A 14768-nucleotide genomic window follows, 5' to 3' on the forward strand; every position below is an offset into this window, starting at 1 on the left:
TTTTGTACCTTCAGCCAATCATGCGGTCGCGTTCAGCCTGATCCCGATAGTGACGTTTCAGCCGTTGTAACGCGATCCGCAGAACAATCTTTCCGGATCGTGCCGACCAACCCATGCGTTTTTCCGCCAGTTCCAACCCTTCGAGATAGCAACAACACCGCAGGGCAACATCACTTAGTCCGGGGCCAAGGTCAGACAGGGCCCGCGCCACGCGGTCCCGCGCATCCGATGATCCCTTTCCTCCGTGGCTTTCACTGTCATAACTGCTGCGGCCACCAGCCGTTAGAAACCGCTCCCAGTTCTGTGAAACCTGAGGACCAATCTGCGCCAACTCGAAATCTTCGCGCAACCGCTCTCCTGCGCTGACAAGCGATTCATCCAGAAAAGGCTTGCCATCGCGGTCGCGTCTGCGTGCAAGGGCAACCAACGGGCTTTCCGTGGCGCTATAGCGAATGCGCCTGATCCGGTCAGTCGCCCCACCCGATGTTTTTGCCTGAAACAACGACTGAGCTTCGGCAAATCCGACTTCGGTCCCCACCCGCGCCTTGTTTTCCGCTTTTGCGATCAGGTGGCTCAGTGCCGTTCGGCCAGCCGCAGAAATTCTGTACCGTGAAATGCGACCGGGGTTATCGCAGGAAATCCAGTCCTTTAAGGCCAGAGCCTGAGCGATCTCGCAATCGACGACCGCGGTTCTGGTCGCTCCGGCGTTGCCGGTGTCACGAACGACTACCGCTTTGTCCATTTCTTCAGCCACGGCAAGAACCGAACCTGTCTCGCTCAGGCGGCGCAGAACGCGCAATGCCTCTCTTTCGAACGCCTCTTCCTGGGCAGCTTCATCCGCGATCACGACCGAGTCGCCTGCGTCGTCGGGCATGGAAAAATGTGTTTCTGCCAGCGACTGCAACGCCGCATCCACCAAAGGATCGTCACGGCGCATCTCGATACGCCGGATTTGCCGGAGGATGGTTGACGCATGGCAACCTGCCGATCTCGCGATATCGCGGATCGAGCGTCCGGTTTCGGTATGAGCAAGGTATCTTTGCGCCCCCTCTGGAACCCATGCCGGAATGGTGAAAGCCATGTTGTTTTCCATGATTATTTGCCCTCGTCGACAAAACAAAATGTCACTTTTCGCCCTCGGATAGCGGGTTAACCAAATCTAACTAGAGGTCCATTCGTTACTCGTTCGTTAACCGCACAAGGCACGAACCAGATTTGATTCAAAAAGATAAACAGTCGTGAAACCATCGTTCGGAGAGGCTGTTACGCAGGCAACACCCGCTTAGGTTGTGCATTAAATAGTCCGGTAAACCTTCAGACACAGGACACGTAAGATGCAGGACCTGATGACAATGATCTCAACGCTTCACCGCCCACGCATGTTGGCAAGAGCCGCCAATTTCGGAGCGAGAGAGTACAACCGGGACAGGCATTTGCAACGTATTCTGGGATACGGGTCATTGCCGGGTTCAGGTCAGGCCCTACTGCGACTGATGGAGATGGAAAAAGAGGTGAATGAACTGCGCAAAGAAGATGATGCCGCATACTCTCTGGTCCGGCATCTCGACATTCTTATCGCGCTGTTGGGTGAGGCGCGGCTGTATCAGGCCAACCGCGCCCCGGTCCTTCAATAATTAGGAAAACGCATCCGGCATGGAGGCCTTTTTCTCGGCGATATAGGCTTCCAGCGCTGCGGCTGTATCCGGCTCCATATGCGGTTGCTGATAATTCGCCAGCAGGTGTTCAACCCGCACAGAGGCTAGAGCCCGCGTATCACGCGCACCTTCTTCCTGCCAGGTTTCATATGGCTTGTAGTCCAGCAGATCGGACTTCCAGAACGATTCCTTGAAGTTCGCCTGCGTGTGGGCGCATCCTAGATAGTGCCCGCCGGGGCCAACTTCCCGGATCGCATCCATGGCCTGCGCGTTGTCATCATAGGCCACGCCCTTGGCCAGCGAATGCAAAACGCCCAACTGGTCGGCATCCATAACAAATTTCTCGAAGTCGGCCACCAGGCCACCTTCCAGCCAGCCGCAGGCATGCAGCATGAAGTTCACGCCAGCCAACAGACCCATGTTCAGCGAGTTCGCTGTCTCATAAGCCGCCTGCGCATCCGGAAGTTTCGAGCCGCAGAACGACCCTGCGGACCGATACGGCAAGTTCAGACGCCGCGCCAGCTGACCCGCGCCATAGGTGATATGCGAAGCTTCCGGCGTACCGAAGGTCGGCGCGCCAGAATTCATGTCGATCGAGGTCACGAATGCCCCAAAGATCGCGGGAGCACCAGGACGGACGATCTGGCTGTACGCCACACCGGCAAGAACCTCGGCCAGAACCTGGGTCAAAGTACCGGCCACCGAGACCGGCGCCATCGCACCGCCCACAATAAAGGGCGAGATGATGCAGGCCTGATTGTTGCGGGCATAGACTTCCAGCGAGCCCATCATCACATCGTCGAATGTCATCGGCGAGTTGATGTTGGTCAGCGACGTCATCACCGTGTTTTGCTGGACGAATTCCTTACCGAACAGGATTTCGCACATTTCAACCGAATCCTGCGCCCGGCTGGGATCGGTCACCGAGCCCATGAAAGGCTTGTCCGACAGGGTCATGTGCGCCTTCAGCATATCCAGATGGCGCTTGTTCACCGGAATGTCGGTCGGTTCACACACCGTACCGCCCGAATGGTGCAGCCACTTGGACATATAGGCAAGTTTCACGAACTTGTTGAAGTCGTCCATCGTCGCGTAACGACGGCCGCCTTGTGCATCGCGCACGAAAGGAGGGCCGTAAACCGGGGCCAGAACCATGTTCCGGCCACCAATCACGACCGACTTCTCGGGGTTGCGGGCATGTTGGGTGAACTCGCTGGGCGCTGTTTTAATCAGCTCACGAGCAAGGCCGCGCGGAATGCGCACGCGTTCACCGTCGATATCCGCACCCGCGTCGCGCCAGCGTTCCAGAGCGGCAGGGTTATCAACAAAGTTAACACCGATCTCTTCCAACACGGTTTCCGCGTTGTTTTCAATGATCTCCAGTGCCTCTTCGTTGAGGATTTCGAAGTTCGGAATGTTGCGTTCGATGTATTTCGCGGTCTCGATACGAACTGCAGTCCGCTCGGCACGGCGGGCAGCGCCACCGCCACCTCTCGCCCTGCGCCGGGTGTTTGCCTCAGTCATGAGAAGATCCCGTGTTGTTGGTTAGATTGAGCGTTTGATACAGGTTTGCCCGGACGCAAGCATAGGGATTGCGGCAAGTTGGGGGGAAAAGCGACATTGCCGCGCGGCAATCCGGCGAACCGGCCGCCAAGGGTGAAATCTAGAATTGGAAAGCGTACCCTTCTGCCCTGTCCAAGTGCGCCGACGGAGCCACCGGTGTAAACCCTCGAGTCAAAAATTTTTGCAGTGATCTTTTTTGATTCCCGCGCTGGAATCGGACCTCGCTCTTGCGAAATGTGCGGGCTTGCCCTAAGGCGCTGACATGACCCAGACATCCCACGACCGCCTTCTGATCATCGACTTCGGCAGCCAGGTTACGCAGCTTATTGCCCGCCGCCTGCGTGAGCTGAATGTCTATTGCGAAATTCACCCTTACCAGAATGTCACGATGGATTTCGTGCGGGAAATGGCCCCGCGCGCGGTGATTTTCTCGGGCGGGCCGGACAGTGTGACGCGCGAGGGCTCGCCCCGTGCTCCGCAAGAGATTTTTGACTATGGCGTGCCGATTCTGGGCATCTGTTATGGCCAGCAAGTGATGATGCACCAGCTTGGCGGCAAGGTCGAAAGCGGCCATGGCACGGCCGAGTTTGGTCGGGCTTTTGTCACGCCAAAAGACAAACTGGCAATTCTGAACGGCTGGTTTGACGACGGGGATGAACAGGTCTGGATGAGCCACGGCGACCACGTCAGTGAAATCGCACCGGGGTTTCAGGTCTTCGGCACATCGCCTAACGCGCCCTTTGCGATCACAGCCGATCCGTCGCGTCACTTCTATGCCGTGCAATTCCACCCCGAGGTGCACCACACGCCGAAGGGCGCGAAGCTGTACGCGAACTTCGTCAAGCTGGCCGGTTTCAAGGGCGACTGGACCATGGGGGCCTATCGCGAAGAAATGATCCGCAAGATCCGCGAGCAGGTTGGCGACAAGAAGGTCATCTGCGGTTTGTCGGGCGGTGTTGACAGCTCGGTCGCGGCGATCCTGATCCACGAGGCGATTGGGAACCAGTTGACCTGCGTCTTCGTCGACCACGGGCTGTTGCGCAAGAACGAGGCGACAGAAGTCGTCGGCATGTTCCGCGACAACTACAACATCCAGTTGATCCACGCGGACGAATCCGAACTGTTCCTTGGCGAGCTTGAAGGGCAAAGCGACCCGGAAACCAAGCGCAAGATCATCGGTAAGCTGTTCATCGACGTCTTCCAAAAACACGCTGACACCATTGAGGGGGCCGAGTTCCTGGCGCAAGGGACGCTTTATCCGGATGTAATCGAATCGGTGTCATTTTCGGGCGGGCCTTCTGTAACCATCAAATCGCACCACAATGTCGGTGGCTTGCCGGAAAAGATGGGCCTGAAGCTGGTCGAGCCCCTGCGAGAGCTTTTCAAGGATGAGGTTCGCGCGCTTGGCCGCGAACTTGGCCTTCCACAGAGCTTCATCGGACGTCACCCTTTCCCCGGCCCTGGTCTGGCAATCCGCTGCCCCGGTGAAATCACCCGCGAAAAACTGGGCATCTTGCGTGAAGCTGATGCGATCTTTATCGACCAGATCCGTAAACACGGCCTCTATGACGACATCTGGCAGGCTTTTGTTGCCATCTTGCCAGTGCGGACCGTAGGTGTCATGGGCGACGGGCGCACCTATGACTACGCCTGCGCGCTGCGGGCCGTAACATCTGTCGATGGCATGACCGCGGACTACTACCCGTTCAGCCATGAATTCCTGGGCGAAACGGCAACGCGGATCATCAACGAAGTCAAAGGCATCAACCGGTGTACCTATGACATCACATCGAAACCCCCCGGCACCATCGAGTGGGAATGACCGGCGGGTGTCTGCGTAAAACTTAACTGATTGAGCGGCAAAACGCCCTACTCATTCAAGCCTTTGTACCGGGCAGTCACCTATGCGACCTTGAATCTGGCGCACCTTCGGCGTTTGATTAGCCGGACGAACCTAGTCTGCTTATCATAAGCGCTTGGCTTTGCGGTCCTTTGGCAGCGCGGCCCCGCGACGAACCTGAGGGACGCTCGAAATGAGCCATGCGCAGAAAGACGTAATCAAGGCCGGTCTATGGATGACCGGCGCGATCGCCTCATTCTCTTCCATGGCGGTTGCAGGGCGTGAACTGAGTTCTGCGCATGATACCTTTGAAATCATGATGTATCGCAGCATCGTTGGGTTCGTTGTTGTTGCAACTGTCCTGACTGTGACTCGCAACTGGCAGCAAGTTTCGACGGAACGGCTGGGATTGCACGCCTTACGAAACACCTTACATTTCACGGGGCAAAATCTCTGGTTCTACGCCGTGGCAGTGGCTCCCTTGGCGCAGGTATTCGCGCTGGAGTTCACACAGCCGCTTTGGGTAATCCTGCTCTCGCCGCTGTTTCTGAACGAACGGTTGACGCCGCTCAGGTTGATAGCGGCGCTTATCGGGTTTTCGGGCGTTCTGATCGTCACGCGCCCCGGCGCTGCCCCTTTGAGCCCCGGCCTTATGACAGCCGCCGCATCCGCAGTATTCTTTGCGTTTACAACGATTACCACCAAGAAGCTCACGCGATTTTCCAGCATTGGGTGTATTGTTTTCTGGCTGACTACAATGCAAGCAGTCCTTGGGGCCACAGCCGCTGGCATCGATGGTCAGATTGCGCTTCCGACAATGCAGACCGCTCCCTATCTGATTTTGGTTGGGCTGGCGGGTTTGCTGGCGCATTTCTGTATTACCAATGCCCTATCCATAGCCCCGGCAACCGTGGTCATTCCCTTTGATTTTGCACGTCTTCCGACAATCGCAGTAATCGGGATGCTCCTCTATCATGAACCCATCGACCATTGGGTACTGATCGGCGCTGCCGTCATCTTTACTGGCATTTTCCTGAACATCTGGTCCGAAAATCGTAACAGTTTGGCAACAGTTCAGAACTGTAGTGGCAACAAGTAACGCACCGTCACCAGTTGACCTTAAACTAACTGAAAAGAAAGTATCGCGCATTACACACGGGTAAGCGCTGGACTCACTCAATTCTTCGCCAGGCAAATACTCGAAAAAAGTTCGGGAGGACAGAATGAAAACAACACTACTCGCAACGTGCGCATTGTGCGTTGGAGCAACGGCTGGTTTTGCAGGCGGTCTGGACCGCAGCGGTCAGGGTATCAACCTGATCTTTGAAGAAGGCTCTGCAGTTCAGTTTCGGTTGGGGTATACCGACCCAAGCGTGACCGGCACGATGCCAGACATTTTTGGTACAAACGGCGGCCAACCCATTAGTTCAGGTGAAGTTGCGAACGACTTTTTTACACCGCACCTTGGGTTCAAAACGGCGCTTACCGAAAAGCTTGATTTCGCACTGATCTATGATCAACCCTACGGTGCCGATATTCAATATGCGGCCGCCTACCCGCTTTCGATCAACCCGGTTAATCCCACAGACCCCCGCGTGTTGCAGGCAACTGCTGACACTGATGCGATTACCGCTTTGCTACGGTACAAATTCGACGGTGGATTCAGTGCGATCGGCGGTATTCGCGCGCAGCGCGTCGAGGCTTCGATTACTGTTCCCATTACCGCAGGCTATCAGGTGAATACTGACGCAGATACCGCATTCGGGTATGTCGTGGGCGTCGCCTGGGAAAAACCTGAGATCGCCGCGCGCGTATCTCTGACCTATAACTCCAAGATCAGCCACGATCTTTCACAGACAGAATCCAGTGCTTTGACCGGAGGGTTGCCTGTAAACACTTCGAGTGAGATTGAAACACCGCAGTCTGTGAATCTGGATTTTCAAACGGGCGTGGCGCCCAAGACATTGTTGTTTGGCTCGATCCGTTGGGTCGACTGGCCACAACTTGTGTATAATCCGCCAAACTATCCGCCGACCAGCAACCTGGTTGACTATGACGACGCCACGTTCACCTACTCGCTGGGTTTGGGTTATCAGTTCTCGGAAGAGTTTTCTGGTGCTGTGACACTGGGCTACGAAACTTCCCAAGGTACGCCGGTTTCGAACCTCGGTCCGACAGATGGGTTCTGGAGCATCGGTCTGGGTGGCACGTATTCGCTTGAGAAGGCAAAAATCTCGGGCGGTGTTCGTTATACCGACATCGGGGATGCCACCGCGAATGGTGCTGGTCCCGCGGCACGTGGTACGTTCACAGGCAACAGCGCCTGGAGCGTTGGTTTCCAGATCACATACGCTCTGAACTGATCTGAGTAATCTTATGTAACTGTAAAGCCCCGCAGTTTCTGCGGGGCTTTTTCGCATGAACCGGGTCGCCGTTGGTTAACATCAATGAAACAGTGCCCGCATGAACGAACAAAAACACCTCTCTCTCCGCGCCTGGGCCGAGCTTTTGCTCCTTGGACTGATCTGGGGCGCCTCCTTTGTTTCCATCCGGGTCGCTCTGGACACGCTTCCCGTGATGACCTCGGTTTTGCATCGCACATTCTGGGCCATGCTGGTTTTGTGGCTGGTAACTTGGATCAGGGGGATCAAAGTGCCGCGCGCGCCCCGTATCTGGGGCACTTTTCTGGTCATGGGGCTGTTGAACAACGTCATCCCCTTCAGCCTGATGGCTTGGGGGCAGCTTTACATTGACACGGGTCTGACGGCGATCCTGAACGCGGCGACTGCGATCTTCGGCGTTTTGATAGCAGCACTGTTTTTTCGCGACGAGCGATTGACAAAAACCCGGCTACTGGGTGTCTGCCTGGGCTTTCTTGGTGTCTCAATCGCGATTGGAGTGCTGAACTTCTTGAGTTTCAGCCTGCAAAGCACCGCTCAGATTGCAGTGTTGGCCGGAACAGTTTCCTACGCATGTGCCGCGGCTTGGGCGAGGCAGACATTATCGCACCTTCCCCCGGTGATTGCCGCCGCCGGTATGCTGACTGCTTCGACAGTGCTGGTATTGCCAATAACATTAGCAGTTGATGGAGTACCCAGCTTGGCGCTACCCGCAATAACCTGGGTGGCCATCGGGTACTATGCGATTGTCGCAACGGCCGGCGCATATCTGCTTTACTATCGGGTTTTGGCAATGGCCGGCAGTGGCAATCTGATGCTGGTCACACTTGTCATACCTCCGGTCGCTATTGTTCTGGGTGCATTACTGCGCGAAGAGTCCCTGCCCCCAAATGCCTTTCTGGGCTTTGCCGTTCTGGCGATTGGCCTTTTGGTTCTGAATCGTTCGCCCCGGCCCAATTGACGCCGTGCGCTGCCCGATTTAGCTAGGGCAAAAAAGGACAGCGCAAAATGATCTACACCTCAGCCAATGACTGGCGCACGGCAAGCCGAAAGAAAGTGCTGTTCTTTGGCATGTCGGGGTTGGGCAAGACCTACGTATCCAACATCCTCAGAGATTCCGGGAACTGGTTCCACTACTCGATCGATTACCGGATCGGCACGCGCTATATGGGCGAGTACATCACCGACAATGCCAAGGCCGAGGCCATGAAAGTTCCGTTCTTGCGTGAACTGCTGTTGTCGGATTCGATCTATATCGGTTCGAATATTTCATTCGCCAACCTGACACCTGTTGCCGCTTATCTGGGCAAGCCGGGAAACCCCGATCTGGGCGGCTTGGACATGCCGGAGTACCGCCGCAGGCAGGAACAGTTTCGCTTGGCCGAAATTCATGCGCTGCTGGACACCGAATACTTCATCGACCGCGCCGAGCGTCTGTACAAATATCCTCACTTTATCTGCGATACGGGCGGATCCATCTGCGAGTGGGTGGATCCCGAAGACCCAAGGGATCAGGTTTTGTCCGAACTCGCGCGGCACACCCTCATGATCTGGCTGAAGGGTGACGAGGGTCACACGGCCGACCTTGTGCGCCGTTTCGACAAGGCCCCAAAACCAATGTCCTATCAGGCTGATTTCCTGACACGTTCCTGGACCGAGTATCTGGATCAACACGGCTGTGCAGAGGCCGAGGTCAACCCCGATGATTTTGTCCGCTGGACCTATGCGCAAGCCCTGGCCCATCGTCAGCCCCGGTACGAGGCGATGGCAAAGAACTGGGGCGTGACGATTGATGCCAACGACATCGGCAAGATCCGCGATGCGACCGATTTCGATGAGTTGATCGAACGCACCCTTGAGGCCAGACGCAATAACGCCTAACTACCAGTTTTCCCTAATCTCTTCGAAGTCAGACACATGCCCATCAAAATTCCCTCTGATCTGCCCGCCTTTGACGTCCTGAACAAAGAGGGCGTTATGGTCATGTCCGAGGATCAGGCAATGCGTCAGGATATTCGCCCCCTGCGCATCGGGCTGCTAAATCTGATGCCGAAGAAGATCCAGACGGAAAACCAGTTTGCGCGCCTGATCGGTGCAACCCCGTTGCAGATCGAACTGTCATTGATCCGTATGACGGAACATCAGACAAAAACCACTGCCGCCGAGCATATGTCCGAGTTCTATCAGCCTTTTCAGGAGGTCAAGGACCAGAAATTTGACGGCCTGATCATTACTGGCGCGCCGATCGAGCATCTGGAATTTGGTGATGTCACCTATTGGGATGAAATCAGCGAGATCTTCGACTGGACCCAAACCAACGTTCATTCAACCTTTGGTGTTTGCTGGGGCGGGATGGCGATGATCAACCATTTTCACGGTGTTCGAAAGCACATGCTGGATGCCAAGGCCTTTGGCTGTTTCCGCCACCGCAACCTGAACCCTGCATCACCTTTTTTGCGTGGGTTCTCTGACGATTGCGTTATACCGGTCAGCCGCTGGACGGAAATGAAACAAGATGAGATCGACGCCGCGCAGGGTTTGACGACCCTTCTGGGCAGCGATGATGTGGGTCCCTGTCTGGTCGAAGATCCCAGCCACCGCGCACTGTATATCTTCAATCATTTTGAGTATGACAGCGACACGCTGAAACAGGAGTATGACCGCGACGTCGCCAATGACACGCCCATCAACGTGCCGATCAACTATTATCCGTATGATGACCCATCCAAGACACCTCAAAACCGTTGGCGCAGTCACGCGCATCTTCTTTACGGAAACTGGATAAACGAAATCTATCAGACGACGCCTTTTGATATGAGCAAAATTGGCCACTAAAACCTTGATATCCTTTAGCCTCATCATTCTGGGCCTTGTCGCTGTGACTGCGTGGCGCAGCGCCCGGAATGAAGCACATGCAGAAGCGGCTTTCCCACCCGAAGGCCAGATTCTTGATGTCGACGGAATCGCGGTTCATGCGGTTGTCATAGGGAATGGGCCGGATGTTGTCCTTCTTCACGGCTCAAGCGGCAACACCCGCGACATGACCTTTGCGCTGGCACCTATTCTGGCGGAAAACTACCGCGTCATCGTTTTTGACCGGCCTGGCCTGGGGTTTTCAGAAAGTTTCAACCCAGACGGTGAAATGATCACGGAGCAAGCGGATATCCTGCAAAAAGCTGCTGCCCAGCTTGGGGCGGACAAGCCTGTCGTGGCGGGCCAAAGCTATGGTGGTTCAGTGGCACTAGCATGGGCAGTCACCAGGCCCGACGACCTCTCAGCACTCGTTCTGATCGCACCCGCCGCCATTCCGTGGGAAACGCCGCTGGATGGGTTTAACCAACTAGCGTCTACCACGCTCGGCAATACGCTCGCCCTGCCTCTGATTTCTTCCTTTGTGCCCGATTGGTACGTAACGCGGGCATTGGACAGTGTATTTGCGCCCCAATCGGCCCCCGCTGGATATGCTGAACACTTTGGGCCCGGCCTGACCATTCGGCGCAGTTCCATGCATGCAAATGCCAAGCAACGGGCCAACCTATTGGATGAGATAACCCAATTGCAGCCGCGATACGGTGAGATTTCAGTGCCAACCGAAATCGTTCACGGCACCGCCGATGACACTGTCGGCCTTGAATGGCATTCGCAACGTCTGATCCAGCAAATCCCGCAGGCCGAACTGGTCGCGTTACCGGGGATCGGTCACATGCCGCAGGTTGTCGCAGCGCCCGAAGTTGCTGCCGCAATTGATCGTGCAGCGCAGCGTGCAGGTTTGCGTTAATCCAAGCTCTAATCCATAGTCGGATATGGGTTTTATCGCGAGGTGACATATGGCTCGGACCGAAAAAGGTTCTATCGAGAAGTATTTTCAGGATAGCGCGCCCAAAGCTATGCGGGATGAGATCGAGAATTCGAAGAAAGGCGATATCCTGAACCCGACCTACCCATATAGCGAGAAGATGAAACCCAAGGACTATGAAGAGCAGATGGAACTGCTCCAGATCGAGCTGGTCAAAATGCAGTCTTGGGTCAAGGACACGGCGCAACGGATCGCCATCATCTTCGAAGGCCGCGATGCTGCCGGTAAGGGCGGAACGATCAAACGGTTTCGCGAAAACCTGAACCCGCGCGGCGCGCGCAATGTGGCGCTCAGCAAACCCTCGGAAACTGAACGCAGTCAATGGTACTTTCAGCGCTACATCCCGCACCTGCCTGCAGCCGGCGAGATCGTGTTCTTTGACCGCAGCTGGTACAATCGCGGCGTGGTCGAAAACGTCTTTGGTTTCTGCACCCGGGAAGAGCGCGAGCGGTTCTTTCGTCAGGTTCTGCCGCTTGAAACGGGTCTGGTCAATGATGGCATCAAACTCTTCAAGTTCTGGCTCAATGTCGGGCGCGCTGAGCAACTAAACCGTTTTCTGGCCCGTGAAACCGACCCGTTAAAGCAATGGAAACTCAGCCCGATTGACGTGGCAGGGTTGGACAAGTGGGACGAATACACACAGTCGATTTCGGAAACTCTTACCCGGTCACACTCAGACATATCTCCTTGGACAATAGTCCGGTCCGACGACAAGAAACGCGCCCGTCTTGCAGCAATTCAATCGGTCCTGCACACGCTGGACTATGATGAGAAGGACGCAAAAAGCATTGGTAACATTGATCCCCTGATCTGCGGTGGTCCGGATGTCTGGGAAGCGTAGGTTGCGTTTTCGCCCTGCCCGGCCAAGGCTTTCAAGGGCAAGTGTTGGACGACCGGGTGTATTTGATCTATCCCCTTGTCTTCCAATACCTAATCGAAGAACCTGAGGCCGGGATGTCGAAACGCGGTTATCATCACGGAAACCTAAAGCAAGCTCTGATCGAGGCAGCCTTGTCCCTGATCGAAGAAAAGGGGCCGACAGGTTTTACGTTATCTGAAGCCGCCAAAACCGCTGGCGTAACACCAGCCGCAGTCTATCGCCATTTTGAAGGGCGCGAAGACCTTATCGCCGAAGCCGCACGGCAGGGATTCGAGATGTTCGCGGACCTGATGCAATACGCTTATGACACAGGCCAACCCTCTGCCCTATCCGCCTTCGAAGCAACCGGGCGGGCCTATCTGGCTTTTGCCCGGAAAAACCCCGGCCACTACATCGCCATGTTTGAAAGCGGAATTTCGTTGAATCGCACCCCAGAATTATCCATGGCCGCCAATCGGGCCAAATCGGTTCTGGAGAAAGCAGCCGCTGACTTGTCGCAACATATTCCACCAGAAAAGCGCCCGCCCGCGTCGATGTTCAGCGCACACATCTGGGCAATGAGCCATGGCGTGGTCGAATTATACGCGCGCAATACCGGGGCGACGTCTCCCTTCCCCCCGGAAGACCTGCTGGAAAGCGGCATTGGTATCTATCTGCGAGGGCTGGGTCTGATCCCTCAGGACGACTGACACCTTTCAAAAAGTTCGACTGCTTTGCGGTAAGCTCAGCCCGGACGTTACGTTGATAAGATTCATCTCGCCCATTCCCTTTATGTCGACACGTCCCAGGTCCGAGACCTGAAACTCGTCAATCAGGGCGTATTTCATCTCTTCCGGCGCAACGATTTTCATAGGATTGGCGAATATTTGCAGTCGGGACGCGATATTTACCGCCGGACCGAAAACGTCGTAGACGTATTTCTGAATGCCCACGACAGACCCGACTGCGGCCCCCATGCCCAAACCGATCCGGGCCTGCCATTTGTGCGGATGGCTTTCGTTACGGCGTTCGAGATAACGCAGGAAACGTACCGCGCAATGAGCCACTGCAGTCGCGTGATCGGGTGTCGGGTCAGGCATGCCTGAGACCGCAAGATATGCGTCACCTATTGTTTTGATCCTTTCACACCCGAATTGTTCAACGATCCTGTCAAACGCCGTGAAAATGTCGTTCAACTCACTCAGGGTCACTGTCGGGTCGGTCTTGGCCGCGAAATCGGTGAAACCCACAAAGTCCAGCATGACCACAGACACCTGCTTGTAGAGCTGCGGAGTGACAACACCGAATGTCTTGAATTCTTCATAAACCGCCCGTGGCATCAAGTTCAAAAGCAGGCGTTCAACCCGTTCTTTTTCGCGTTCCAGTTCTCGCGTGTTGCGTTCGACCATGGTGGAATAGCTGTCGATCATACTTTCCAGCTCGCGAATGCGCGTGATGTTCTGGCATTCGACAATCAGAACCTGCTCTGACAATCCGCTTGCCAACGAAACTGCGACCGCAAAGATCAAGGTCCGCCGCTTTGGTTTGATCTGCAACTCAACCGAATATCTCAGGCCCGATTGCTTGACGTCTTCCAGTTCTTTGGGATCAAGGGCAGGCAGAATGTCCGTAAGAGTACTGCCGTTCTCGGGGGTTCCAAACCACTCTGCGAAAGGTCCGTTATGAAACACGAACTGAAGATCCGAGGCGCGCACCACGGCAATGCCGACACCGATGGCGCGTAACAGCTGTTCGTTTATCGCATGAATGCTCATGCCGCGTTTCGGGCGACGATAATTGAACGCTTCCCTTCAATTGCAGCCAGCGCGGTTTTGATATCCTGATCGGACATACCATGCACGCTCAGCGCTTCGCCAAACAGCTCAGCCATCACATCAAATTCGTCGTGTGAAATACCCAGATGCCTGTGAACGGCTTCGATCCTGTCATCACTGAATGACGCCGGTCCGCCAATCAGGGACGATACGAATTTCGTCTGATGATCAATCAGCCGAGGCATGTCGATATCTTCAAAATAATGGCCGATATCATCCGAATCCAACGCCATTTCATAGAAGGTCATCACGACACGGCTGATCGTTTTGAAGCCACCGTATTTGTCATAAAGCGTTTGTGTCACACGAAAACCCAAGCGATACAGAACAAAAACACTATAACTCTATATCAAATTGATATTTTTGTTAATGTTTATAGTGTTTTTTATTTTCCGGCTTAACGGGTGTTCTTTTAAGGGAACGCAATAGCGACCAGGGTATACGATCCTGGGCTTTCGGAAATCTGGCGTGGTTCACGAAACTGCGTTGCACAGCCAAGACGCCGGGGCAGACATAGTTCTCTGTTAGAAGGAGTAATGGCGGAGAGACAGGGATTCGAACCCTGGAGACGGTTCCCCGCCTACACACTTTCCAGGCGTGCGCCTTCGACCACTCGGCCACCTCTCCGTGCCGGCGATGTTTGGACCAATGTCATGGAATTTGCAAGGCCCCAATTCGGTGAAATCACGGGAAAGATCAATTAAATCCGGTCGCCTTTCCGGTGCGCCAAACCACCGGAAAGACTACCCTTCAGCTTTCGG

At 55.2% G+C, this 14768-nt stretch carries 14 protein-coding genes and 1 tRNA gene; 10 read left to right on the forward strand and 5 right to left on the reverse strand.

Features of this window, described 5'->3' with window-relative positions; translation table 11 throughout:
- Nucleotides 1–10: 10 nt before the first annotated feature.
- Nucleotides 11–1093: a DUF6456 domain-containing protein gene (locus tag ACR0BF_RS11950; RefSeq protein WP_480624977.1), complete on the reverse strand. Its 1083-nt coding sequence runs from the start codon at nt 1091–1093 to the stop codon at nt 11–13.
- 241 nt (nt 1094–1334) lie between these two features.
- Between ACR0BF_RS11950 and ACR0BF_RS11955 the strand changes: the two genes are divergently transcribed.
- Complete coding sequence (locus tag ACR0BF_RS11955) at nt 1335–1634, forward strand: DUF6477 family protein (RefSeq protein WP_480472463.1); 300 nt, start codon at nt 1335–1337, stop codon at nt 1632–1634.
- Here the strand turns inward: ACR0BF_RS11955 and ACR0BF_RS11960 are convergent, their stop codons facing one another.
- Nucleotides 1635–3179, reverse strand: a complete 1545-nt coding sequence (locus tag ACR0BF_RS11960; protein WP_480472461.1) for a trimethylamine methyltransferase family protein — start codon at nt 3177–3179, stop codon at nt 1635–1637.
- A gap of 301 nt (nt 3180–3480) precedes the next feature.
- Here ACR0BF_RS11960 and guaA point away from each other — a divergent pair, with 301 nt between their 5' ends.
- The 9 genes from guaA (at nt 3481) to ACR0BF_RS12005 (ending at nt 12882) form a co-directional block, all read left to right on the forward strand.
- Nucleotides 3481–5040: a glutamine-hydrolyzing GMP synthase gene (gene guaA, locus ACR0BF_RS11965; RefSeq protein WP_480553353.1), complete on the forward strand. Its 1560-nt coding sequence runs from the start codon at nt 3481–3483 to the stop codon at nt 5038–5040.
- Nucleotides 5041–5251: 211 nt separating this feature from the next.
- Nucleotides 5252–6157, forward strand: a complete 906-nt coding sequence (locus ACR0BF_RS11970; protein WP_480603826.1) for a DMT family transporter — start codon at nt 5252–5254, stop codon at nt 6155–6157.
- A 124-nt stretch (nt 6158–6281) separates the two neighbouring features.
- Complete coding sequence (locus tag ACR0BF_RS11975; RefSeq protein WP_480516822.1) at nt 6282–7421, forward strand: OmpP1/FadL family transporter; 1140 nt, start codon at nt 6282–6284, stop codon at nt 7419–7421.
- A 100-nt stretch (nt 7422–7521) separates the two neighbouring features.
- Nucleotides 7522–8418 carry a DMT family transporter gene (locus tag ACR0BF_RS11980; protein ID WP_480624978.1) on the forward strand — a complete coding sequence of 299 codons (897 nt, stop codon included), beginning with the start codon at nt 7522–7524 and terminating at the stop codon, nt 8416–8418.
- A 47-nt stretch (nt 8419–8465) separates the two neighbouring features.
- Complete coding sequence (locus ACR0BF_RS11985) at nt 8466–9338, forward strand: ATPase (RefSeq protein WP_480624979.1); 873 nt, start codon at nt 8466–8468, stop codon at nt 9336–9338.
- Between the two features lie 36 nt (nt 9339–9374).
- Complete coding sequence (gene metA, locus ACR0BF_RS11990; RefSeq protein ID WP_480624980.1) at nt 9375–10292, forward strand: homoserine O-acetyltransferase MetA; 918 nt, start codon at nt 9375–9377, stop codon at nt 10290–10292.
- A complete protein-coding gene (locus ACR0BF_RS11995) occupies nt 10282–11235 on the forward strand; it encodes an alpha/beta fold hydrolase (protein WP_480624981.1) in 954 nt (317 codons plus the stop codon). Before metA ends, ACR0BF_RS11995 begins: the two co-directional genes overlap by 11 nt.
- 49 nt (nt 11236–11284) lie before the next feature.
- Nucleotides 11285–12154 carry a polyphosphate kinase 2 gene (gene ppk2 / locus ACR0BF_RS12000; protein ID WP_480603839.1) on the forward strand — a complete coding sequence of 290 codons (870 nt, stop codon included), beginning with the start codon at nt 11285–11287 and terminating at the stop codon, nt 12152–12154.
- A gap of 113 nt (nt 12155–12267) precedes the next feature.
- Entirely contained in the window at nt 12268–12882 is a 615-nt protein-coding gene (locus ACR0BF_RS12005; RefSeq protein WP_480476721.1) for a TetR/AcrR family transcriptional regulator, read from the forward strand.
- Between the two features lie 6 nt (nt 12883–12888).
- On the opposite strand, the gene ACR0BF_RS12010 is transcribed toward ACR0BF_RS12005, so the two are convergent.
- The 3 genes from ACR0BF_RS12010 to ACR0BF_RS12020 all read right to left on the reverse strand — a co-directional run bounded on the left by ACR0BF_RS12010 (nt 12889) and on the right by ACR0BF_RS12020 (nt 14634).
- Nucleotides 12889–13947: an adenylate/guanylate cyclase domain-containing protein gene (locus ACR0BF_RS12010; RefSeq protein ID WP_480472441.1), complete on the reverse strand. Its 1059-nt coding sequence runs from the start codon at nt 13945–13947 to the stop codon at nt 12889–12891.
- Complete coding sequence (locus tag ACR0BF_RS12015; RefSeq protein WP_480493317.1) at nt 13944–14312, reverse strand: group I truncated hemoglobin; 369 nt, start codon at nt 14310–14312, stop codon at nt 13944–13946. The genes ACR0BF_RS12010 and ACR0BF_RS12015 overlap by 4 nt, the downstream gene beginning before the upstream one ends.
- Nucleotides 14313–14544: 232 nt before the next feature.
- Nucleotides 14545–14634 (reverse strand) — tRNA-Ser (locus tag ACR0BF_RS12020).
- Nucleotides 14635–14768 lie beyond the last annotated feature (134 nt).

It is taken from the genome of Ruegeria sp. AG7 (assembly GCF_056541545.1).

Coding starts and splice junctions, on each gene's coding strand:
- ACR0BF_RS11950 (WP_480624977.1), bottom strand. CDS start 1,093: ATGGAAAACAACATGGCTTTCACCATTCCGGCATGGGTTCCAGAGGGG.
- ACR0BF_RS11955 (WP_480472463.1), top strand. CDS start 1,335: ATGCAGGACCTGATGACAATGATCTCAACGCTTCACCGCCCACGCATG.
- ACR0BF_RS11960 (WP_480472461.1), bottom strand. CDS start 3,179: ATGACTGAGGCAAACACCCGGCGCAGGGCGAGAGGTGGCGGTGGCGCT.
- guaA (WP_480553353.1), top strand. CDS start 3,481: ATGACCCAGACATCCCACGACCGCCTTCTGATCATCGACTTCGGCAGC.
- ACR0BF_RS11970 (WP_480603826.1), top strand. CDS start 5,252: ATGAGCCATGCGCAGAAAGACGTAATCAAGGCCGGTCTATGGATGACC.
- ACR0BF_RS11975 (WP_480516822.1), top strand. CDS start 6,282: ATGAAAACAACACTACTCGCAACGTGCGCATTGTGCGTTGGAGCAACG.
- ACR0BF_RS11980 (WP_480624978.1), top strand. CDS start 7,522: ATGAACGAACAAAAACACCTCTCTCTCCGCGCCTGGGCCGAGCTTTTG.
- ACR0BF_RS11985 (WP_480624979.1), top strand. CDS start 8,466: ATGATCTACACCTCAGCCAATGACTGGCGCACGGCAAGCCGAAAGAAA.
- metA (WP_480624980.1), top strand. CDS start 9,375: ATGCCCATCAAAATTCCCTCTGATCTGCCCGCCTTTGACGTCCTGAAC.
- ppk2 (WP_480603839.1), top strand. CDS start 11,285: ATGGCTCGGACCGAAAAAGGTTCTATCGAGAAGTATTTTCAGGATAGC.
- ACR0BF_RS12005 (WP_480476721.1), top strand. CDS start 12,268: ATGTCGAAACGCGGTTATCATCACGGAAACCTAAAGCAAGCTCTGATC.
- ACR0BF_RS12010 (WP_480472441.1), bottom strand. CDS start 13,947: ATGAGCATTCATGCGATAAACGAACAGCTGTTACGCGCCATCGGTGTC.